This window comes from Streptococcus ratti FA-1 = DSM 20564 (assembly GCF_000286075.1).
Classification (GTDB): Bacteria; Bacillota; Bacilli; order Lactobacillales; family Streptococcaceae; genus Streptococcus; species Streptococcus ratti.
The window spans coordinates 131,407-153,968 of record NZ_AJTZ01000005.1; the positions used below are offsets into that span (position 1 = coordinate 131,407).

The following is a 22,562-nucleotide window of genomic DNA, read 5'->3' on the forward strand; positions in this document are numbered from 1 at the left end:
CAAGTTGTAACAAGCATACTGCTTGTTTTTACTGATACAAATATTAAAAAAATGCAAGGGAAAATCATAGTCCCTTGCATTTTTTGCCGTATTGAGTTAAAGATTTCCGTTTTACTGCGGAAAATTTCCGTATTCACATTATGTAAGCGTTTTACTATAATATGAATGTAAGTAAAAACAAAGGAGAATACATTATGGCAAAACAAGCTTTGATTATTTGTGCAGGCGGTATGTCATCTTCAATGATTGCCAAAAAGACAATGACTCTTCTTCAAGAACAAGGTGAAGACATTGAAATGGACGCAGTCGGTGTTCCAGAGGGACAAAAACGCATTGAGGCAGATAACTACGATCTCTACCTCGTCAGTCCTCAAACAAAAATGAATTTTAAACAGTTGGCTGATGCAGCAGCTAAGAAGGATAAACCAATTGTTCAGATTCCGCCGCAAGCCTATATTCCAATTCCGATGGGTATTGAAAAAATGGCCAAGCTGGTTAAGGAAAATATCTAGAGCTAATGCCGCAGTGTCCCAGATATCAAACTGGAGGTTGTCAGGTGTTAAATAAAAAAGAAACGCAGATTATCCAGATCTTGAGTAAGGCTGAAGGACAGTTTATCACTAGTAAGACACTAGCAGAGCAGTTGCATTGTTCAGACAGAACGATTAGGACTTATTACAAATCTTTAGCTGAGAAATTAAAGGAGCATTGCGGTGTCACGATTGTTTCAAAACAAGGTCAAGGCTATCGGCTGAACATTACAAACAAAGAGGCCTATCTTCAATTTCTGGAAGACAATCATATTACTGATCGTCCCTTACATTATAAACAGGTGATTGATATTACTGATCGCTACAACTATTTACTGAATAAGCTGTTGTTTGAACAAAATGAAATCTATTTTGATGATTTAGCAGATGAGCTTTTTGTGAGCCGTTCCACTCTGTCCAATGACTTTAAAAAGATAAGAAAACGCTTTGTTCCTTATCATTTAAAAATTGAAAGCAAGGCTAATAAAGGCGTCTTTGTGACAGGAACTGAACGTGACAAAAGACGCTTTATTATGGACTATTTTATCCATTCTGGCTTCATCAATACGATGCAGACCTATATTGATAATGAGCTCTTAAATCAGAAAATTTCATTTGAAGAGTTAACGATTATTGTTTTGGATGAATGCCGTGAAGGTCATCTAAAGCTTTCAGATTTTGTTATTCAAAATTTAGTTATTCACATTGCTCTGGCGATTAGACGAATAACGGAAGGCTTTCATATTGCAAAAATTTCAGATAAAACGGAATTTAGTAATAGTCCTGAAAGAGAAGTAGCCAGAAGAATTCTGAAACGCGTAACGCTGACAACTAAGATTGAATTTCCCATGGAGGAAGTTGATTACATTACGCTTCATCTTATTTCAAAAAGCTATAATAATGCTCATTATATTTCAGATGCGCATTTTGAACAGATTCGTAAAGAGCTTATCGCCAGCGTTGAACAGCTGGAACCTTGTCTCAAAAGTGATTTTCAGTTTATCGAAGGTTTGTTGGCGCATCTCTCAACCATGTTTATTCGCTTGGAGAGCAGGATCAATTTGGAAAATCCTTTGACAGCAGAAATTCAGGAAAAATATCAGACTAAGTATCAATTGGCTAAAGAGTTAGTTCACACTATGCCCATTTTTAGTCAGTTCTCTTTCTCTTCAGATGAAATTGCCTACATTGCCCTGCATTTTATGGCAGCTGCAGAAAGGCTCAAAGAGAAGAATAAGCATAATATTTTAGTTATTTGTGCGACTGGCTATGGCAGTGCGCAAATGCTGAAAAATCGGATTGAAAATGAGTTAGGGAATCTTGTCCATATTGCAGATGTTATTGGCTATTATGATATTGATGATGAAAAGCTAAAGAATATTGATTTCATCATTTCATCCATTGATCTATCTAATCTTATCTTTAATATCCCTGTTTTCACTGTTTCGGTGTTCTTGACCGAGGATGAGCTGAAGACCATTAGACATGGGATTGCTCACCTGAATACGTCATCTGCTGAAATGGCTTCTGAGCTTCCTTGGGTTGACTTAGTCCCTGTTTTTGATGCCTATTTTTCAAAAGAATCTTTTTTCCGCTTATCAGATATGCCTAAAGAAGAAGTGCTAAAGAAGTTGATTCTCAGTATTTCTGAGGGGGAAAATGAAGACTTTGCTGATAAGATGGAGAAATTTCTTGTTCGGCGTGAGGCCATGAGTTCGGTGGTTTTCAGTGATACAATCGCTGTACCGCATCCGATAAAAGCAGTAGGCAGCAGACACCGCATAGCAGTAGCTCTGATCAAAGAGGGCTTATTTTGGAATCAGGACTATCCTAAGATTAAACTGATCTTTTTAACGTCAATGTCAATTTATGAAAATGACGGTTTACCAGAGTTAGCCTCTTGTATTGTCAATTTAGTCAATCAGCCGAAGATTCAGCAGGAAATGCTAGATTGTCAATCATTTGAACAATTTAAAAAGTTATTTTTAAAACTGGAAGGAGGAAAACAAGATTGATGAATACAGAAGAACTACAGGTTGCGGCCTTTGAAATTATTTTGAATTCTGGCAATGCGCGTTCAATGGTTCATGAAGCCTTTGAAGCCATGCGCCAAGGAGACTATGATTTAGCTAAGCAAAAGCTTGCAGATGCAAATGATGAGATGCTTAAGGCCCATCAGGCGCAGACCGATCTTTTGCAGAAATATGCCGGCGGAGTTGAAATTAAAATCGAAATCATCATGGTTCATGCTCAGGATCACCTTATGACAACGATGACCCTGAGAGAAGTAGCACTTGAAATGCTGGAATTGTATAAAAAGCTAAACTAGAAAGGAGCTGAGATGTCTCAACAATTGTACAAAGAAGCAAAAAAGGCGGACAATCAGCAGCTAAAACAAAAGATAAGCCTAAAAAATAATCTGTTTTCACGCTATTTGCTGTTTCGATACAGCTTGGCTTTATTTTTCTTTGTGAATCTTTATTGGATACTTTCTCTGATTTATAGGCCGAGTGCTTATTTCATTTTACCAGTGATTCTGCTGTTTTTAATTATTGCAGCCTGTGCTGAGCAGTTTAAACTTTACGGAGCTAAGGAGGTTTATCTTGAACAGACTAAGCGGGCGTTAAAAGCTCAAATCAGTGTAGAGCTGTTGCTGCTAGCTGTTACGATGATTCCTCGGCAGCTACCAGCGGTTGTTCCTTTCTTTTCAGATACTGTGCCAGCCCACATATTTTTTGCCTTGGTGCAGCTTCTTGGTTTGCTTATCTGCTGCTATAATCTTAGGCGTATCAGACAAATCAATAATAATGAAGACAAATTTTACAGTCGTTTTCATAATCATATTGAAAAGTATATTTAATGGAGGAAAAATTTATGGATGAACAAAAAGGATTGTTTGGTTTTCTGGACAAGTATCTCATGGGACCAATGAGTGTCATTGCACAGTATAAAATTGTCCGAGCCATTACGGCAGCAGGGATGGCTGTTGTACCGTTTACTATTGTTGGCTCTATGGTCTTAGTTTTCAGCGTTTTGCCGCTTTCCTTTTCTTTCTTGCCTATTATCAAGGACATTTTTGCGGCTTCCTTTGATAAGTTTACAGCCTTATATATGATTATTAATTATGCAACGATGGGCTCTTTATCACTCTATTTTGTCATAACTATGGGTTATGAATTGACAAAAATTTATGCGGAAGAGGAAGAGTTGAATATGAATCCTCTAAACGGAGCCTTACTTTCTCTTTTTGCCTTTTTGATGACTGTTCCTCAAGTTGTATTTAATAAAGGTTCAATGTCAGCTGTTACCCAACTAAAAAAAGGGGCAGTTGTTGCGGATGGCTGGGCTGTCAGCAATGGGGTCACTCGTTTTGGTACGACAGGAATTTTCACCGCTATTATTATGGGGATTCTGACTGTTTATCTCTACCGTTTATGTATCAAGCGTAATTGGGTCATTAAAATGCCGGAAGCTGTTCCAGAAGGAGTGTCCCGTGGTTTTACCGCCTTGATACCGGGATTTGTGATTGGTTTTGCCGTCATCATTCTTAATGGTATCTTTATTATGCTTGGAACAGATATTTTTGAAGTCATCTCTATTCCGTTTAGTTTTGTGCGGAATCTAACCGGTACCTGGATTGGTATTATGATCATTTATCTCTTAACACAGGCCCTTTGGATTGTAGGGATTCACGGTGCTAATATTATCTTTGCCTTTGTTAATCCGATTGCACTGGCTAATATGGCCAGCAATGCTCAGGAAGGAACGCGTTATATTGTTGCAGGTGAGTGGTCTAATATGTTTGTTATCGCCGGCGGGTCCGGTGCTACTCTGGGACTTTGTATTTGGTTAGCTACTCGTGCTAAATCGGAACAATTAAGCGCTATTGGAAAAGCTTCAATTGTCCCAGCTGTCTTCAATATTAATGAACCGCTTATTTTTGGGATTCCAATTATCTATAATCCAGCATTGGCAATTCCCTTTATCTTGGCGCCTATGACTTCCGCAACGCTTTATTATCTCGCTATGAAGTTGGATTTGATTAAAGCGGTGTTTGCTAATGTTCCATGGCCAACTCCAGTTGGTATTGGAGCATTCATCGGTACAGGAGACTGGAGAGCTATTATTTTAGCCTTAGTTTGCGCCGTTGCTGCCTTTCTTGTTTACTATCCATTTATTAGAAATTATGACAGGAAGTTGGTTAAAGAAGAACAGGGTGCTTAATAAACAAGAGGCTGGGACAAACCGCGATGATTGCACAACAATCATCGCGGTTTGTCCCACTCCTTTTAATTACAAGTTAAATGTTTTACTTCACCAGAGTTAGAAGGTTTTTCTATCGGTATATAAAAGAGATATTTTGTTTGCATATCCATGATTGTTCTAGTCTTTTGATTAATATAAAAATGTAACTTTCTGAGCACTTATCATTTTCCTCATTTTCCCGGTACGTCTTTATTCCACTTTTCTAAGAATGTGCTATAATAAGCTTATATGAAAAGAGGAGAAACCTTTTGAAGACAATTACAATGATGTATGTGACCCTTTTGCCCGTGATTTTTGCTGGGGTTGCCAATAAATTTTTTTGTAAATCTGACTTTCTGGCTTGGATTGATGAGCCAATTGACGGCGGTCTCAAAAAGTCTGACGGCAGACATTTTTTAGGCCCCAATAAAACGTGGAAGGGCTTCTGGGGGATGATTGCTCTAACTGCCTTTTTTCAGATTATTTGGGGGCTGATTTTAGGAATCATTCCGCATTTTCTCTCCCTGTCCTTGGTCGCTGCTTACAACAATGATATTTTCTTCAATCTTTTTTTTGGTTTTCTTCTGGGCAGTGCTTACGCTCTTTGTGACCTGCCTAACAGTTTCATCAAGCGCCGCTTCAATATCCCTGCGGGAAAAGAGGGTCAAGGCAATGCCAGATGGGTTTTCATTGTCTTAGATTATGCAGTTCCTTGTGTTGGTTCCATTGCTGTAATTGCTCTTTTTAGCCCCATGACTTTTTCTTATTATGTGGGCTATGTCTTTTTAAGCGGGCTTACAGCTTTTCTGCTTGATTTGCTTTTGCAGGTTATTCAAACTAAAAGAAAGACTTTGCCATAGAGCTTTTTCTGTTTTATAAAAGAATTAAGAGTTTGGGACGAAAGTGAACTGCTCCCTGTCAAAGGAATAGTGAAATAATAAACGATTAGGCAACTGCCTTGTTCCTCATTTCAAGAGGGTCAAGGCCGTTGTGCTTGGCGACAGAGACCAGTACCGCTGGGCCACAGTCTTCTGGTATCGACCTGAGGAACCAGCTTGTAGTGCCGACGCCAAAAGAGAGGGGGCAAGCCATGGGTAGACGATCCTCTGCCAGATCAGCTCAAGCGCTTGATGAGCTCCAGCAGGATATTGAACCTTATGACAACTGCGATAATAAAAATGACTTGGTTCATAGTCTCACTTCCATGGGTAATTTTTTCAGAAAAAAAACCTGACTTCCTATAAGAGTAGAAGCAGGGGAGAGGTATTTTCTATATTTAAATCAAAAATGTAACCGTGTCTACTCTAAACGTCTGTATTTTATGAGTAGAAATGGAATGAATAAGATCCAGCATTAATAGTTATCAATAGCTCCAGTAACAAAACCGACAGTTCCAAAAAGTAAAGCTCCACCAGCAGCAATGCTAATACCTGCAGTAGGACCAGCTGGGATGGCACCTAGCCCAGCTCCAAGCGCTCCGCCTGCTGCAGCACCATTGGCCCCCATTCAAGTCCTCTATCTATTCCTCCTACAACTGCACTATACACTCCTGCACCATCAAAATCAGCCAGAAGAGTATCGTTTAGTGTTTCAAAATTATTAAAAGCCATTGAATTTAATGTCACTGTATTCATAGTATTTTTTCTTTCTGTTACAAGTATATCAGACAAAATCTTTATGGGATAATAGTCCTATTACTATTTTTATAAAAACAACCCAAGCATAGATGGTTGCTAAAATTTCCATAATCCCAAAAATGAGGAATAAATTTCCATCAATTAATTCATAGTTACGAAGACGGCTTAGTATAACTAGACTGAGGACATAGATTACTGTAAAAATGAAAGTACTTTTAGACATGGTTGTATGTTCAGTCAGTTTTAAATTCAGTTTCATACTTCCTCCATAAAAATATTTTTAGCCAAACAGTCTTAGACTGAGGATATTCTCCTAGTAAAACTATTTTTCAAATCATTATCGTTTATTTAGAGTATACACATATCCCCCCTTCTTTGTCCCTCCTACTAAATATCCATCTTGGTCTGTGATCGTTTCTTCATAAATCTTCATACTATTTTCACAGTGTGGTCAGGTCTTGAAAAATTTTATGAAAATTTACGCTTTTATTTTAACGCTTAGGATTTTCTTAAGCAAGGGGTTTTGGTCTAAATTAATATTATTTAACAAGTCTGATGCGAAAATTCAAAAAAAGATTCTGACAATTTATGTGGAATATGAGAAAAAATATCCCTCTAACTATTCCGATTTTTAATTAAGTGAGCTAATAAATCTGGTCATGCAAAAAGACTGAGAAACTGAATAGCTCCCTATCAAGTGGACAGTGAAATAATAAACGATCAAGCAACGGCCTTGTTCCTCATTTTAAGAGGGGCAAGGCCGTTGTGCTTCACTCTTGAAAAACTATCTATCAAAACAAGGGACTATGTACATTGGTGGAATTACCAGCGTATTCACAGCAGTCTTAATTACCAAACGCGGCAACCCTTATGCCAGAAAGATTCTTTTCAAATGCATTCACAATATCGCTTCAGCCAGTCACACCAATCCTTGCCATATCGCAGACTTTTATGAGAAACGAAAAAGACAATCGCAAACGACTTCAACCAAGCCACACACGATTGCCTCTATACATCGTCTCATTCGGACAATGTATTACCTCATAACGCATAACAAACTTTACGATTATACTTCAACCCAAAATCAATAAAGGGGTTATGCACTATTATTGTAACACCTTATCAAAAAAATCACAAAATAAGGTGTTGTTTTAGTGTACACTTTTTAGATTTAAACAACTTAAAAAGATACAGTAGACTTTAAACATCTACTATATCTTTAAAAAATAGTTCTCAAAACCGTTGATAGACTTGACAAATGGTAGAAAGAGAGAACCCATTTGATTCTCTCTCGTGCTTAATTATAAGTCTCCCACTACAGTTGACAAGGAGCCTCAAAATATTAGAAATACAACAATTCTTTAGGTGTTTTAGTGAAAACTTCAAAGCCGTTTTTGGTGACGTGACCGCAGTCTTCAATACGAACACCGACTTTTTCAGGAATATAGATACCGGGCTCGACAGAAAAACACATGCCCTCTTCCAGAATCAGATCGTTGCCGGCCATGATAGAAGGAAATTCGTGGACACTCATACCGATACCGTGGCCCAGTCTGTGATTGAAGTATTCTCCATATCCGGCTTTTTCAATGACTGAGCGGGCAGCAGCATCGACCTGAGCGGCAGTGACACCAGGTTTGATAAAATCAAGAGCTGTCAGCTGAGCTTCTAAACAGACGTTATAAATATCCTTTTTGAACTGATCAGGCTGTCCAACGGCGACTGTACGGGTCATATCGCTGACATAGCCCTTGCTTTCCACGCCAAGGTCAAAGAGCAGCAGATGATTGTTTTCGATCTTATTGCTTCCAGGGATGCCGTGAGGATTAGCTGCGTTCTTGCCTGTCAGCACCATGGTTTCAAAGCTCATCTTATCAACGCCCAGTTTTTTCATTTGAAACTCGATTTGAGCGATGATGTCTGTTTCGGCAGCATTAAGGGAAATATGGTCAAAACCAGTCTGGACGGCCTTGTCTGCCAGCCTTCCTGCGACTAATAATTTTTGGATTTCATCGGCAGATTTAATCAGGCGCATTTGATTAACAAATGGAGTCAAATCAGTGAACTGTCCGGAAAAGATGCTTTCAAGTCCTTTAAATTTGGTAACATTAAGATTATCAAATTCCAGTGCAACTTTTGAGTAGTCAGTTTTAGTTAGTGATTGTCTGATTTTTTGCCAGGGATTTTCAGAATCAATATAGCCAAGAACTGGGAAATCAATAAGCTTTCTTGCTCTTGCGGCATCAAGCTCCGGTAAAAAGAGCAAAGGGTCTCTGTCTGCAAATAAAAAGAGCAGCATGAGCCGTTCGTGCGGATCGCTGTAAAAACCTGTGAGATAGCTGATGGAAACAGGATCAGAAAGGACGGCTGCAGCAGTTCCGTCTTGCCTGAGTGCTTGAATTAATTGTACTTGTTTGGACATATAAAAACCTTCTTTCGTTCTCTATTTTTTCAAAAAAACACAAAAAAATCAAGTTTATGCTAAGTTTTTCATAAAACTTGCACTCTTATACTTGAAAGTGTTTTCAAATAGTGCTAGAATGACATTGGAAGCGTAATTTTCAAAATAGAAAGGATGATGCAAGGATGAACACAGATGACACTATCACTATTTACGATGTTGCTCGGGAGGCCGGAGTATCTATGGCAACGGTCAGCCGCGTTGTAAATGGCAATAAAAATGTAAAAGAAAATACTCGGAAAAAAGTTTTGGAAGTTATTGACCGTTTGGATTACCGGCCAAATGCCGTGGCGCGTGGTTTAGCGAGTAAAAAGACAACTACCGTCGGTGTTGTGATTCCTAATATTGCCAATGCTTATTTTTCAATCTTAGCTAAGGGAATTGACGATATCGCAACGATGTATAAATATAATATTGTTCTTGCTTCAAGCGATGAGGATGATGATAAGGAAGTTAATGTTATCAATACTCTGTTTGCCAAACAGGTAGATGGTATTATTTTTATGGGACACCATCTGACAGAAAAAATCCGTGCGGAATTTTCACGTTCGCGTACGCCGATTGTGCTGGCAGGAACAGTTGATCTTGAGCACCAATTGCCAAGTGTCAATATTGATTATAAATTAGCTACTCAAAATGCAGTGGATTTGCTGGCTAAAAATCATGATAAGATTGCCTTTGTATCGGGACCTCTTATTGATGATATTAATGGCAAGGTACGGCTTAGCGGCTATAAGGAAGGGCTTAAGAACAATAAGCTCAGTTTCAAAGAAGGTCTTGTTTTTGAAGCGCAGTATAAATACCAAGAAGGCTACAATCTTGCTCAGCGGGTCATCAATTCAGGTGCCACAGCTGCCTATGTTGCTGAAGATGAACTGGCTGCCGGTCTTTTAAACGGTCTCTTTGCTGCCGGCAAAAAAGTACCGGAAGATTTTGAAATTGTTACCAGCGACGATTCTGCCATTACTTCCTATACCCGTCCGAATTTGACCTCTATCAGCCAGCCTGTTTATGATTTGGGTGCTGTTGCCATGCGCATGCTGACCAAGATCATGAACAAGGAAGAGCTGGAAGAAAAAGAAATTGTTCTTAATCATGGGATTACAGAAAGAGGAACAACTAAGTAATTCTTCCGTTCTTATCATTTTTAAGATTGAAAAGGCAATCGTATTTTACAAGTATATAAAAGAGTCTGGGAGTTATATTCTGGACTCTTTTGATAAAAGGAGCACTTATGACAAACGAAACAATAATGCAGTATTTTGAATGGTACCTGCCGGACGACGGACAGCACTGGCAGCATTTAGCTCAGGATGCCCAGCATTTAAGCGAAATCGGCATTAGCAAGGTATGGATGCCGCCGGCTTTTAAGGGAACAGGCTCAAATGATGTTGGTTACGGCGTTTACGATATTTACGATTTGGGGGAGTTTGATCAAAACGGAACTATTCGAACCAAATACGGCACCAAGGAAGATTATTTAACTGCTGTCAAAGCTCTCAAAGAACAAGGAATCATGCCAATTTCGGATATTGTTCTTAACCATAAGGCTAATGGCGATGCCAAGGAAAAATTTGAAGTGATTAAGGTCAATCCCAGCAACCGCCAGGAAAAAATTTCAGAGCCATATGAGATTGAAGCTTGGACGCAGTTTAATTTTCCGGGACGGCAAAATGCCTACAGTGATTTCAAGTGGCACTGGTACCATTTTACCGGTGTAGACTACGATGCCCTGCATAATGAAACAGGTATCTATATGATTCTTGGAGACAATAAAGGCTGGGCCAATCAGGAAAATATTGATCAGGAAAACGGCAACTATGATTATCTCATGTACGATGATATTGATTTTAAGCATCCCGAAGTACAAGAACATTTGAAAGAATGGGCAGGCTGGTTTTTGCAAACAAGCGGTGTCGGTGGCTTTCGCTTAGATGCTGTTAAGCATATTGATAAGCAGTTTATGGCAGAGTTTATCGGCTACATTCGCGATCATTTTAAAGAAAACCTCTATGTCTTTGGAGAATATTGGAAAGACAGCAATTTTGATATTACTGACTATCTTAATGATACCGGACTTCAGATGGATCTCATTGATGTCATGCTGCACATGAATTTTTTTGAAGCCGGACAAAAAGGGGCGGATTTTAATTTAGCGACCATTTTAGATGACAGTCTGATGCAAAGCAATCCTGATTTTGCTGTCACCTTTGTAGACAATCATGACTCACAAGGAGGACAGGCCTTAGAGTCAACGGTTGCAGAATGGTTTAAACCGCTGGCCTACAGTTTAATATTGCTGCGCCAAGAAGGAATGCCTTGTGTTTTCTATGGCGATTATTACGGTATTTCAGGTGACTTTGCCCAAGAATCCTTCCAAACCGTTTTAGATAAGCTTCTCTATATTAGGAAATACCATGTTTACGGTCCGACTGAGGATTATTTTGACCATCCGAACTGTATCGGCTGGACCTGTCTGGGAGATGAGGAGCATCCTGATGGTTTAGCCGTTGTTATGACCAATGGTGATGCTGGCTGGAAGCATATGACCATGGGAGAATATAATAAGAATAAAGTTTTTGTGGATTACCTTGGCAACTGTTCGGACGAAGTTGTTTTAGATGATCAAGGCTGGGGTGATTTTCCTGTGCAGGCGGGCTCTGTATCGGCTTGGGTTAATAAGGATGCTCACTTGTAAGGCTATAGTGAAAAAGCGAGGTCTAAAAGTCTGCGGCGATGATGCCGAAGGCTGTGTCTTCGTTTTTTTGCAGTCTTGTTTTTTCAATCTGTTTTCTTGTGTTAAAGTACTTTAAAAGACGAGAATAAGCAGTTTTAGCCGGCTTATTCATAGAGCTTTGGCAGGATAATATATCAGCTTGGCTAGTAAATTTGGTGCAGCAGCAGTCAGTGGCATCTCAAAAGATTTAGTGTTATAATTAGAAGCATGAAAGTTTTACTGTATTTGGAGGCAGAGCACTACCTGAGAAAATCAGGTATTGGCCGTGCCATCAAACATCAAGAGCGTGCTTTGACTTTAGCAGGAATTGATTATACAACCAATCCAGAAGATGATTATGATTTGGTTCATATTAATACCTATGGCTTTAAAAGCTGGCGCTTAATGAATCGTGCTAAGAAGGCTGGAAAAAAAGTTATTATGCACGGTCATTCAACAGAAGAGGACTTTAGAGATTCCTTTATCGGTTCGAATTTAGTAGCCCCTCTTTTTAGAAGATATCTTTGTCATTTTTATAAAAAAGCTGATGCCATTATTACTCCGACCCCCTATTCAAAGCGCCTGATTGCAGGCTATGGCATTAAGAACCCCATCTATGCTGTTTCTAATGGTATTGATTTGGAGCGCTATGTGCCCAGCGAGGCCAAGGAAGACGCCTTTAGACGTCATTTTCAGCTAACTGGTGATAGGCCGGTCGTTATCTGTGCCGGTCTTTATTTTAAACGCAAGGGAATTGAAGATTTTATCAAGGTTGCTGAGAGAATGCCCCATGTTCGCTTTATCTGGTTTGGGGAAACCAATAAATGGGTCATTCCCCATGATGTCAGAGCCATTGTTGCTAAAAAACACCCCCAAAATGTGACCTTTGCCGGCTATATTAAAGGGGATGTTTTTGAAGGAGCTATGAGCGGTGCGGATGCCTTCTTTTTTCCCAGTCTGGAAGAAACAGAAGGGATTGTTGTTTTGGAGGCTCTGGCCAGCCATCAGCATGTTATCCTGAGAGATATTCCGGTTTATGAAGGCTGGATAACGGACGAAGATGCCGAATTTGAAACAACAGCTGAAGGATTTGAAGAGGCTATTCAAAAGGTTCTTGATGGACGCAGTGATAAAAAAGAAGCCGGCTACAGAGTCGCTTGCAGCCGCAATATTGACAAGGTGGCACATGATCTGGTCAGTGTTTACCAAAAAGTAATGGAGGAGTAAGATGCGTGTAGGTCTTTTTACCGATACCTATCTGCCGCAGATTTCAGGTGTTGCAACAAGTATCAAAATCCTGAAAGAGGAATTGGAAAAACAAGGGCATGAAGTCTATATTTTTACGACGACTGATAAGCATGTGAAACGTTATGAAGATCCGACAATCATTCGTCTGCCCAGCGTTCCTTTTATTTCTTTTACCGACCGCCGAGTTGTTTACCGGGGACTTTTTGCGTCTTATAAAATCGCTAAGGCCTACAAATTGGATATCATTCATACTCAGACAGAGTTCAGTCTGGGAATTTTAGGAAAAATGGTTGGGAAAGCCCTGCGCATTCCGGTTATTCATACCTACCACACCCAGTATGAAGACTATGTCCGCTACATTGCTAACGGTAAATTGATTCGCCCCAGCATGGTTAAATATATCATTCGAGGCTATCTGAGCGATCTGGACGGCGTTATCTGCCCCAGCCGCATTGCCCTTAATTTGCTGGACGGCTATTCTGTGAAGATTCCCAAGCGGATAATTCCCACAGGTATTGACTTAAAAAACTATGAACGGCCGGATATCAGTCAGGAAGATATTGAAGCTCTGCGCCAAAAATTAGGTCTTGCGGATGACGAAACCGTTCTTTTAAGCTTATCCAGAGTATCCTATGAAAAAAATATTCAGGCTCTGATTCAAAAGATGCCGGAGATTTTGTCTGGAAATGCCAAGGTCAAACTACTTATTGTTGGAGACGGTCCTTATCTTGATGATTTGAAAGAGCAGGCCAAAGACTTAGGTGTTACCGATCATATTATTTTTACAGGGATGGTTGGACACGATGAAACAGCCTTTTATTACAAGCTTTCTGATTTCTTTGTCAGTGCCTCAACCAGTGAGACGCAAGGGCTGACTTATACCGAAAGTTTGGCCAGCGGCAAGCCGATTATTGCTCAGGCCAATCCTTATCTCAATGATTTGATTACCGATAAAATGTTTGGCACCCTCTATCAGACAGAGTCAGATTTGGCGGATGCTGTTTTAGATGCTATCATATCTACGCCGGCTAAAGATGACAGCCTCTGGCAGAAAAAACTGTATGAAATTTCTGCTGAACATTTTGGAAAATCTGTTTTTGCCTTTTATTTGGATATGATTATTTCAAAGAAGGCTAAGAAAAAGGAAAAACTGTCTCTGGCTGTCGAAGGAAATAAGACGGATACATCCATCAAAATTGTAAAGACAACTGTCAAACTTCCGGCTACTGCCCTTAAAAAAACTGCCAAGACATCTGTCAAGGTAGTCAAGGCTCCAGTTCGTTTGGTTAATACTATTCGGGATTTTCTTGATTAAGAGACTTGAAAAACAAAGAAAACCTGCTATAATAAATTTTGGAGACATGTTAAGTGTGTTTGGTTTTTAAGAGAGCGCTTGGCAGCTGAGAAAGCGCAGACCTATCATTTAATACTACTCCCCAAGTTTTTATGCAAACATAAAACGGTGGCTACGTTACAGCCAAACTTGAGGTGGCAGCAGTTTCGTTTTTGCTGTACACGAATGAAGGTGGAACCACGTTGCGACGTCCTTTCGGGGAGGTCGTATTTTCTTTACCTTAGAAAAATAGGGTAGAGGGAAGATGGCGGGTGGATATTATTGCTTTTGAAGATAGCGATCAAGAAGCTGCTGTTGATTTTTCTATCTTAGAGGTTGATAATCGTTTTTGCCGTTACCAACTCTACCCACAATGACTAAATGCGAGCAAAGCGAGCCCTAACGACGGTTTCCGCAGTGGCGAGAATCGAATAATCAGTCGTGATTATTCGATGGGGAAGTTTTGAGATTTTGGCTCAAAACTTAGGCATGGAATTCCGCAGGGGAGTCGCTGCCGACCCTGCCACCTAAGGAAACTGTCAAAAATTAAGATTAAAAAGGAGAAACTCCAATGGTAAAAATCACTTTCCCAGATGGCGCTGTGCGTGAATTTGAATCTGGTGTAACAACTTTTGATATTGCACAAAGCATTAGCAACTCTCTCGCTAAGAAAGCTTTGGCTGGTAAATTGAATGGAAAATTGATTGACACTACACGTGCAATCACAGAAGATGGCAGCATTGAGATTGTCACGCCTGACCATGAGGATGCTTTGCCAATCTTGCGTCACTCAGCTGCTCACCTCTTTGCCCAAGCTGCACGCCGTCTCTTCCCCAATATTCATCTGGGTGTCGGTCCAGCTATTGAAGATGGTTTCTACTATGATACGGACAATCAAGCAGGGCAAATTTCTAATGAAGACCTTCCGCGTATCGAAGAAGAAATGAAGAAAATCGTCAAAGAAAACTTCCCTTCTATTCGTGAAGAAGTGACCAAAGATGAGGCACGTGAAATCTTCAAAAACGATCCATACAAATTAGAGTTGATTGAAGAACATTCGGAAGATGAAGGTGGTCTCACCATCTATCGCCAAGGGGAATATGTGGATCTCTGCCGTGGCCCACACGTCCCATCGACTGGTCGTATCCAAGTTTTCCACCTTCTTAATGTGGCTGGTGCCTACTGGCGCGGCGACAGCGATAATGCTATGATGCAGCGTATTTACGGTACTGCTTGGTTTGACAAGAAAGATCTTAAAGCCTACCTCAAACGTCTGGAAGAAGCCAAGGAACGTGATCACCGTAAACTTGGTAAAGAACTTGATCTCTTCATGATTTCACAAGAAGTTGGACAAGGCTTGCCATTCTGGCTGCCAAATGGAGCAACCATTCGCCGCACGCTGGAACGTTACATTGTTGATAAGGAGATTGCTGCGGGCTACCAACACGTTTATACGCCGCCAATTGCCTCTGTTGACCTCTACAAGACATCTGGTCACTGGGATCATTACCGCGAAGACATGTTTCCAACTATGGATATGGGTGACGGTGAAGAATTTGTCCTTCGTCCAATGAACTGTCCACACCATATCGAGGTTTACAAGCACCACGTGCATTCTTACCGTGAATTGCCAATTCGTATCGCTGAAATCGGTATGATGCACCGCTACGAAAAATCAGGTGCTCTGACAGGTCTGCAGCGTGTGCGTGAAATGTCTCTTAATGATGGTCATACCTTTGTCACACCAGAACAAATTCAAGACGAATTCAAAAAGACGCTTCAGCTGATCATTGACGTTTACGAAGATTTCAACTTGACCGATTATCGCTTCCGTCTGTCATACCGCGATCCTAAAGATACGCACAAATACTATGACAACGATGCCATGTGGGAAAATGCCCAAGCTATGCTTAAAGCAGCTATGGATGATATGGAACTGGATTACTTTGAAGCAGAAGGCGAAGCAGCCTTCTACGGTCCTAAGCTCGATATCCAAGTGAAAACAGCTCTTGGCAATGAAGAAACCCTCTCAACCATTCAGTTGGACTTCCTCCTGCCTGAACGCTTTGACCTTAAATACACGGGTGCTGATGGGGAAGAGCACCGCCCAGTCATGATCCACCGCGGGGTTATTTCAACCATGGAACGCTTCACTGCTATCTTGATTGAAACCTACAAGGGTGCCTTCCCAACTTGGTTAGCGCCACAACAAGTAACGGTTATCCCTGTTTCCAATGATGCTCACCTTGATTACGCTTGGGAAGTGGCTAAGACCTTGCGTGACCGCGGTATCCGTGCTGAAGTTGACGAGCGCAATGAAAAGATGCAATACAAGATCCGCCAAAGCCAAACTCAAAAAGTTCCTTATCAGCTCATTGTTGGTGACAAGGAGATGGCAGACAAGTCTGTTAACGTCCGCCGCTATGGCAGCAAGCAGACCCATACCGAAGCTCTGGATGAATTTGTTGAAAACATCTTAGCGGATATTGCTAGGAAATCGCGTCCAGAAGAATCTGCTGAATAAGTAAAAAAGGAGTCCAGAGGGCTTCTTTTTTGCTATGATTTTTAACAAAACTTTTTAATTTTGCCAGCTAAGCTTGCTTGAAAGTCGGATAGTAACCCTCTATAATGGGGTTAAAAAAGTAGGTAGGAAAAGTATGATTAGTGAAACGATTCTTTTATTGAGAAAAAAGTTAGGCTATTCTCAGGAAACATTAGCTGAAAAGGTAGGAGTATCCCGCCAAACCCTTAGTAAATGGGAATTGGGCGAGAGTTTACCAGATATTGTCGCTTCAAGCCGTTTGGCAGAAATTTTTGACATTAGCTTAGATGAGCTGGTTAATGGTGATGATTCTCTTTTCGCTGGTAAACCTAAGGAGGGAAAGTATATCTTTGGAACGGTAACGGTTGGTGAAAAGGGACAAATTGTCATTCCTGTACGGGCTAGAAAAGTGTTTAACATTAAAAAAGGCGATAGTCTTATGGTCTTAGGTGATATCAATCAAGGCTTGGCCTTGTTAAACAGCGATTTCTTTGTTCAGGCTTTTGAAGAAATGGGGTTAATGAAATGAGAAAACTAACTGGCTTTGGCCTTAGCTTTGCAACCTTGATGTTTTTTCTAAATATGATTGGCTGTTATGATTTTGTTATGGTGATGACCCACAATCAAGCTTATTTAGCAGAACATTATAAGCCAGCTATTGAGACTTACTTTAGCCACTATCCTATCCTCTTTTTGATATTATGGATAAGCAATTTATTGAGTGGGATATTGACTCCAGTTTTCTATCTTTTCAAAAGCAAATCAGCTTTTATTTTAGCTGGACTAGCCTTTTGGGCAGATGCCATACTAGTACTATTGACCAGTCTTTTTAGGAATCGTATTCAGCTTTTTGATTGGCAATTCGTTTTTGATTTGCTCATTTTAAGCTTGTTTGGTGTCTATTATATGTATTTGCGTAAGGGAAAGTCAAAATCAGAAAAGAAAAACTGAACCGTGCGGTCCCTCAAAACTGAATTTAGGAAGCCTAACCGAGGGAGGCAGTTCAAGATTAGATTGGCTCTAGTCTCTCTTTAGGGCAATTTGAATATCGGTGTTTTTGACTAAAAGCCTATTATTTTCTTGACAATTCTTACCTAAAATGATAAGTTTAGTTTGTGATGAACTAAAGGAACTAATGATGGAAGAAACAAAATTAAGAGAGATTGAAAAAATCACCAATATCTTCATGCAGCTGGATTATGCACGTACACCTTCAAGTATTTTAGCCTATCTCATGCTGGAAGAAGAAGATAGTGTTACTTTTAATAAGATTATTGAGCAGCTTGGTCTGTCAAAAGCTAGCACCAGCACAGGTCTTCGTTTTCTGGAGGATAAAGGGATGATCAGCTATCACAGTCGCTTGAACTCAAGAGAACGTTTTATTCACCTCAATCTTATGGGGATTGTCACTTGGTTAACTTCCAGGATGGCTGTCATTGAAGAAATGAAGCATCTATTTACTGAAGTGGCTGATCATCATGCTTCTGCTTATGGAGAGCAATTCAGAACCCTTGCCCATCTCTATGATAAGATAGATGCTGCTGTTAACCAAGTTTTAGAGGATTTTGATAAAGGGGGAGTCTAGGATTTTCTTTTACTATTTTAGTTCAATTGGTTCGGAACAAAAAACAAACAAAGGAGGTCTTCACTAATGAAAGAAAATGATGCTATCTTGAAACGTCAAGATTATAAAGTTAAGTTTAATAATAAAGATATGGATTTCTGCTTTAATTGGATGCTGGGAATTGGGCAAATGCTTGGAATGAGTGCAGGTGAACTGTTTTATATTGCTAGCGGTATCCGAGATGGCAATCCTGCAGATTGGCGGGAACGCTTTACGGAGCATGCTAATTATTTGGAAAATGAAGCGGAACAAGCCGAAAAGGATGGTTACAGAGACTTGATGTCTCATTTGTATTTTTCAGCTTGCTATGCCCTTCGTGCAGCTCTTCAGTTTACAGATCCCAATGTGCCGGAATTTATGGAAAATTTTCAACGCATGGAAGATTTTTTCATGCTAGCAGCAGATAATAGTGATACCCCGCTTAAAAGCATTGAGGTTCCTTTTGCTGGGAAAAACTTACCGGGTTATGCCATTATCTATGATGATAGACCGCGAGATACTGTGATTGTAATAGGCGGCGGAGATACTAGCCGTGAAGATCTTTTTTATATGCTGGGCTATTCTGGCTGGAAAAATGGCTACAATGTCCTAATGGTTGATTTGCCCGGTCAAGGAAAAAATCCAGCACAAGCTATGCCTTTTACCGTAGATGCGGGAGCGGCTATCTCAGCTATCTTGGATTGGTATCAAGCACCAACCGATAATATTGCCCTTGCTGGTTTCAGCGGTGGCGGTTATTTTACAGCGCAGGCGGCAGAACAAGATAAGCGTATTAAAGCTTGGATTGCTTCCACGCCCATTTATGATGTTGCCCAAGTCTTTCGGGTGTCATTTTCAGCTGTACTAAAAACTCCCCAAACGGTTCTGAAATGGGGCAGCAAGCTGGTAACAAGTGTGAATAAGGTTGCAGAAGTTAACTTGAAAAAATATGCTTGGCAATTTGGTCAAGCTGACTTTACAAGCTCTGTCAGCGAAGTTTTGAAACAAGCTCAAACAGTAGACTATCATAAAATAAGCATTCCCAGTCTCTTTCTGGCAGGTGCAGGAGACAGTCCAGAACTCTTGCGACAGACAGATGTGATTGTTGAGGATTTTCGTAAGCGTGGTGTGCCTGCCACTGTCAGAAAATTTGAATCTGCCAGCGGTGCAGATGCGCATTGCCAAGTGAATCATTTCCGTCTGATGAACTATGTCGTTTTTGAGTGGCTGAATCATCTTTTTAAGAAAGAGGGATAATCTTGTAAAGAAGAAATGAGCCATTTCAGTCAGGGCCATTAAGCTATTTAAGTCTGTTCGACTATGTAGTAGTAATGATGCCTTGTTAAAGCTGAATAAGAAAAGAAGAAGTCCTGCCGGGCTTCTTTTGATAGAAAGCCATCAAAGAGGCTGTTGGTATCAAAGAATCTGCTTCTGTCTTATGGCCTTTTTTGATATAATATGGTGTTGAAAGGAGGGAGCCTATGTGGTCAATTTTAGAAAATTATACCTTTTCCCAAGCAGGGCTGAATAAGCGCTATCAGCAGGCTAAGCAGCTGCTTTTATGGGAAAGTGCAGGGTGGACTAGGAAAGATATAAAGCAACTAGCTAAAAGAAATTTGCAGCTATCTGATTTTTGCATAGGCTCTCAGATTTTTCAGTCATTATGGCAGCATGCTTACGGCAGGAGAAAAGCTCAAGACCTGCTGATAATTGTCTTAGATATGGCTGCTATGCCGGAAGAATTATCTGGTGATTTGCAGGAAAATCAAAAATTAGTTGGTCATTTTTCAAATAACTTGGCGCCAGACCACGCTTTCTGGCATGATTTTTCACTGCTGGTTCAAGAGGTTTTTCCAAAGAATAAACTCAGTGCTGAAACCACTTTTGCTAAACGTATTCACCAGTTTCGCTATGTCATTTCCAGCCAGCAGGCTCAGTATATTCGCCGGCATTTCAAAAAAAGTGCAATGACCGATAAAGAAGCCTTGGCTGCTTTTTTAAAAGGCAAAAAGCAGCAGCAATTTTGGCGGAAAACAGCTGACTATAGTCTGAAAGAGTCTGCGAGGCTCCACAATAAGCGGGCCTTTAAAGATGGTACCGTTATTTATCCGGATAATTGTATGCGGGTTAATTTCAAGGTGCTGCTGAATTATCATACCGAATTTATTCTTGATGATGAGGGTCGATTTTTAAATGAAATTGATGCTGAGTATAGCAGCCAAAATGCGATCATCAACGGTGCCAGTTTTAACTATGCCAATAAGACAGACAAGCGCCATTGGGAGCTGGATGTCAATCCTGCCAAAAGACATGATCCTGCTTTCAGAAAAAAGCTTATCGCTAATGAAGGTCTTGGCTTTCGGGCTCCTATGGCTGTTTCTAAAAGGACTGAGGCCGATTCTATCGAGGACTGGCAAAGGAGTTATTTTAATAAAAAAGGTCTTTATGCCGACAGGCGCAAGAGTAACTTCAAGGCTGTTAAAAAGCAGGTACGGCAATTTAAATGGAAAATTTTTAAACTGAAATGGAAAAGAAGGTGAAGGTCGCAACTTTTAGGAAATAATTCCCAAAAATTGCTTAAATTTTGATAAAATAAAAGTAGTGTGATGCGCGAAAGGAGATTCTGATGGAAGACATACGCCTAATTGCTACAGATATGGACGGCACTTTTTTAAATTCTACCGGCAGTTTTGATTATGAGCGTTTGGATAAACTGCTGCAGGAATTTGACAAGCAGGGCCTTATCTTTACTGTTGCCAGTGGCCGCGGACTTCTCGCGCTGAACAAGCTTTTTGCTGATTTTGTGGAGCGGATTGCTGTCATTGCTGAAAACGGCAGTTCCATTCAATATAAAAATAAAGTTCTGCTTGAGCGCTTTATGACTGAGGAACAGTATCTCTTTTTAATTGATAAAATTTTAGAAAATCCCTATAATCAAGGAACCGAGCTGCTTTTGTCCGGGAAGAAAGCAGCTTATATTCTGGCCGACAGTCCTCAAAGCTATGTGGAAAAAATGCGTTATTATTATGAGAATATCTGCTTGGTTGAAAATTTTGACCATCTGGATGATGATATTTTTAAAATCACGACCAATTTCCCTGCTGAGGATATTAATAAAGGTATGGTCTGGCTCAATAAAGAGCTGCCCCATATGCAGGCTGTAACAACAGGCTTTGAATCTATCGATGTTATTTTGCAGGGTGCCAACAAAGGTTTTGGTCTCAATCGTCTCTGCCAGGCTTTAAACATCCATGCGGATCAGGTTGTAGCTTTTGGTGATGATTTAAATGATTTTGAAATGCTGACCTTTGCAGGAAGGGCAGTTGCGCCTAGGAATGCACGGGCTGAAATTCGCGAAATCTCAGATGATGTTATTGCCCACCACCAAGAAGAATCAGTGATCGCTTACATGGAAGGTATGGTAAAGAATGGCAGAATTTAAATTACTGGCTTTGGATTTGGACGGGACACTTTTTAATACTCAAAAGGAAGTCAGTCCTGCAAATAAGGCTGCTCTCAAAGCGGCACAGGAAAAGGGGGTTAAGGTTGTTATCACGACAGGCCGCCCCTTGAAAGCTATTGAACACTTGCTGGAAGATCTTGATTTAATATCAGAGGACAATTACCTCATTACCTTTAATGGCGGCTTGGTTCAACGAACGACCGGAGAGATTCTGGATAAGGCTGCCATGACACGCAAGGACATTGAAACCATTCAGACAGAGATGGAAAAATTAGCCTTGCCTGTTGATGTGCTGAGCGATGGTACGGTCTACAGCATCAGCAACCAAGACAACCATTCGCTTTATCAGCTGGCAAATCCCATGCTGACTTTTCGTGAAATTGATGGTCTTAAGCACCTTCCCGATGTGGTCTATAATAAGGCGGTCGTTGTTTATAATACGGATTTTTTGGACCAGCAAATTACCAAAATTCCCCAGTACATGTATGAAGAATTCGAGGTCTTTAAATCGCGGGATATCATTTTGGAATTTATGCCTAAAGGTGTCCACAAAGCAGTCGGACTGAATCTATTGATTAAGCATCTAGGGATTGACCAAAGTGAAGTGATGGCTATGGGAGATGAAGAAAATGACCTAAGCATGCTAAAGTGGGCCGGCTTTGGCGTAGCTATGGCAAACGGTGTTGCTATTGCAAAAGAAACAGCTGATGCTGTTACAAAGCGGACCAACGACGAATCCGGCGTTGCCGAGGCAATCGAACAATATATTTTAAACGAGGAGTGA

At 40.4% G+C, this 22,562-nt stretch carries 21 protein-coding genes and 4 pseudogenes; 21 read left to right on the forward strand and 4 right to left on the reverse strand.

From position 1 onward, the window contains the following. The first annotated feature begins 194 nt into the window (after positions 1-194). The 6 genes from SRA_RS02675 (at position 195) to SRA_RS02700 (ending at position 5,635) form a co-directional block, all read left to right on the forward strand. Positions 195-512: a PTS cellobiose transporter subunit IIB gene (locus SRA_RS02675; RefSeq protein WP_003087341.1), complete on the forward strand. Its 318-nt coding sequence runs from the start codon at positions 195-197 to the stop codon at positions 510-512. A 44-nt stretch (positions 513-556) separates the two neighbouring features. Continuing rightward, positions 557-2,545 (forward strand): BglG family transcription antiterminator, encoded by a 1,989-nt coding sequence (locus SRA_RS02680; protein ID WP_003087342.1) that lies wholly within the window; start codon positions 557-559, stop codon positions 2,543-2,545. Further along, positions 2,545-2,859 (forward strand): PTS cellobiose transporter subunit IIA, encoded by a 315-nt coding sequence (locus SRA_RS02685; RefSeq protein ID WP_003087343.1) that lies wholly within the window; start codon positions 2,545-2,547, stop codon positions 2,857-2,859. The genes SRA_RS02680 and SRA_RS02685 overlap by 1 nt, the downstream gene beginning before the upstream one ends. A gap of 12 nt (positions 2,860-2,871) precedes the next feature. Continuing rightward, positions 2,872-3,390, forward strand: a complete 519-nt coding sequence (locus SRA_RS02690) for a hypothetical protein (RefSeq protein WP_003091379.1) — start codon at positions 2,872-2,874, stop codon at positions 3,388-3,390. Between the two features lie 14 nt (positions 3,391-3,404). Continuing rightward, on the forward strand, positions 3,405-4,754 hold the full coding sequence (celB, locus tag SRA_RS02695; protein WP_003087346.1) for a PTS cellobiose transporter subunit IIC: 1,350 nt from the start codon (positions 3,405-3,407) through the stop codon (positions 4,752-4,754). A gap of 290 nt (positions 4,755-5,044) precedes the next feature. Beyond that, positions 5,045-5,635 (forward strand): CDP-archaeol synthase, encoded by a 591-nt coding sequence (locus SRA_RS02700; protein ID WP_003087348.1) that lies wholly within the window; start codon positions 5,045-5,047, stop codon positions 5,633-5,635. A gap of 124 nt (positions 5,636-5,759) precedes the next feature. Here the strand turns inward: SRA_RS02700 and SRA_RS10550 are convergent. From SRA_RS10550 to SRA_RS02705, 3 genes and pseudogenes are all read right to left on the reverse strand, one after another. Continuing rightward, positions 5,760-5,967 (reverse strand): annotated as a pseudogene (locus SRA_RS10550) (hypothetical protein); the annotation flags it as partial. 161 nt (positions 5,968-6,128) lie between these two features. Continuing rightward, positions 6,129-6,281 carry a hypothetical protein gene (locus SRA_RS10130; protein WP_003087352.1) on the reverse strand — a complete coding sequence of 51 codons (153 nt, stop codon included), beginning with the start codon at positions 6,279-6,281 and terminating at the stop codon, positions 6,129-6,131. Between the two features lie 156 nt (positions 6,282-6,437). After that, on the reverse strand, positions 6,438-6,671 hold the full coding sequence (locus SRA_RS02705) for a hypothetical protein (protein WP_003087355.1): 234 nt from the start codon (positions 6,669-6,671) through the stop codon (positions 6,438-6,440). A 513-nt stretch (positions 6,672-7,184) separates the two neighbouring features. Here SRA_RS02705 and SRA_RS09885 point away from each other — a divergent pair. Both SRA_RS09885 and SRA_RS09890 read left to right on the forward strand, forming a co-directional pair. After that, positions 7,185-7,271, forward strand: a pseudogene (locus SRA_RS09885) (IS3 family transposase); the annotation flags it as partial. Next, positions 7,261-7,503, forward strand: a pseudogene (locus SRA_RS09890) (IS110 family transposase); the annotation flags it as partial. The pseudogenes SRA_RS09885 and SRA_RS09890, both read left to right, overlap by 11 nt. Before the next feature lie 251 nt (positions 7,504-7,754). Here SRA_RS09890 and SRA_RS02710 read toward each other — a convergent pair. Next, the gene (locus tag SRA_RS02710) at positions 7,755-8,834 is read right to left on the reverse strand and encodes a M24 family metallopeptidase (protein WP_003087358.1); all 1,080 of its coding nucleotides are present in this window, start codon (positions 8,832-8,834) and stop codon (positions 7,755-7,757) included. Positions 8,835-8,998: 164 nt separating this feature from the next. Here SRA_RS02710 and ccpA point away from each other — a divergent pair, with 164 nt between their 5' ends. The 13 genes and pseudogenes from ccpA (at position 8,999) to SRA_RS02770 (ending at position 22,562) form a co-directional block, all read left to right on the forward strand. Further along, positions 8,999-10,000, forward strand: a complete 1,002-nt coding sequence (ccpA, locus tag SRA_RS02715) for a catabolite control protein A (RefSeq protein WP_003087361.1) — start codon at positions 8,999-9,001, stop codon at positions 9,998-10,000. A 107-nt stretch (positions 10,001-10,107) separates the two neighbouring features. Continuing rightward, the gene (locus tag SRA_RS02720; RefSeq protein ID WP_003087364.1) at positions 10,108-11,571 is read left to right on the forward strand and encodes an alpha-amylase; all 1,464 of its coding nucleotides are present in this window, start codon (positions 10,108-10,110) and stop codon (positions 11,569-11,571) included. Between the two features lie 246 nt (positions 11,572-11,817). After that, positions 11,818-12,816 carry an LTA glycolipid anchor biosynthesis glycosyltransferase, IagA/BgsA family gene (locus SRA_RS02725; protein ID WP_003087366.1) on the forward strand — a complete coding sequence of 333 codons (999 nt, stop codon included), beginning with the start codon at positions 11,818-11,820 and terminating at the stop codon, positions 12,814-12,816. 1 nt (position 12,817) lies between these two features. Continuing rightward, entirely contained in the window at positions 12,818-14,152 is a 1,335-nt protein-coding gene (locus tag SRA_RS02730; protein ID WP_003087368.1) for a glycosyltransferase family 4 protein, read from the forward strand. A gap of 78 nt (positions 14,153-14,230) precedes the next feature. After that, positions 14,231-14,415, forward strand: a pseudogene (locus SRA_RS10435) (hypothetical protein). A 326-nt stretch (positions 14,416-14,741) separates the two neighbouring features. Further along, a complete protein-coding gene (gene thrS, locus SRA_RS02735; RefSeq protein ID WP_003087372.1) occupies positions 14,742-16,694 on the forward strand; it encodes a threonine--tRNA ligase in 1,953 nt (650 codons plus the stop codon). A 133-nt stretch (positions 16,695-16,827) separates the two neighbouring features. Continuing rightward, the gene (locus tag SRA_RS02740; RefSeq protein WP_003087373.1) at positions 16,828-17,241 is read left to right on the forward strand and encodes a helix-turn-helix domain-containing protein; all 414 of its coding nucleotides are present in this window, start codon (positions 16,828-16,830) and stop codon (positions 17,239-17,241) included. Beyond that, a complete protein-coding gene (locus SRA_RS02745; protein WP_003087374.1) occupies positions 17,238-17,663 on the forward strand; it encodes a hypothetical protein in 426 nt (141 codons plus the stop codon). The genes SRA_RS02740 and SRA_RS02745 overlap by 4 nt, the downstream gene beginning before the upstream one ends. Positions 17,664-17,847: 184 nt before the next feature. Then, positions 17,848-18,297, forward strand: a complete 450-nt coding sequence (locus tag SRA_RS02750; RefSeq protein ID WP_126417915.1) for a helix-turn-helix domain-containing protein — start codon at positions 17,848-17,850, stop codon at positions 18,295-18,297. Between the two features lie 66 nt (positions 18,298-18,363). Next, positions 18,364-19,572, forward strand: coding sequence for an alpha/beta hydrolase family protein (locus SRA_RS02755; RefSeq protein ID WP_003087378.1), 1,209 nt, complete (start codon positions 18,364-18,366; stop codon positions 19,570-19,572). Between the two features lie 224 nt (positions 19,573-19,796). Further along, positions 19,797-20,855 (forward strand): DUF3114 domain-containing protein, encoded by a 1,059-nt coding sequence (locus SRA_RS02760; RefSeq protein ID WP_003087380.1) that lies wholly within the window; start codon positions 19,797-19,799, stop codon positions 20,853-20,855. A gap of 86 nt (positions 20,856-20,941) precedes the next feature. Beyond that, positions 20,942-21,757, forward strand: coding sequence for a Cof-type HAD-IIB family hydrolase (locus SRA_RS02765; RefSeq protein ID WP_003087381.1), 816 nt, complete (start codon positions 20,942-20,944; stop codon positions 21,755-21,757). Beyond that, positions 21,744-22,562 carry a Cof-type HAD-IIB family hydrolase gene (locus tag SRA_RS02770; RefSeq protein ID WP_003087392.1) on the forward strand — a complete coding sequence of 273 codons (819 nt, stop codon included), beginning with the start codon at positions 21,744-21,746 and terminating at the stop codon, positions 22,560-22,562. Before SRA_RS02765 ends, SRA_RS02770 begins: the two co-directional genes overlap by 14 nt.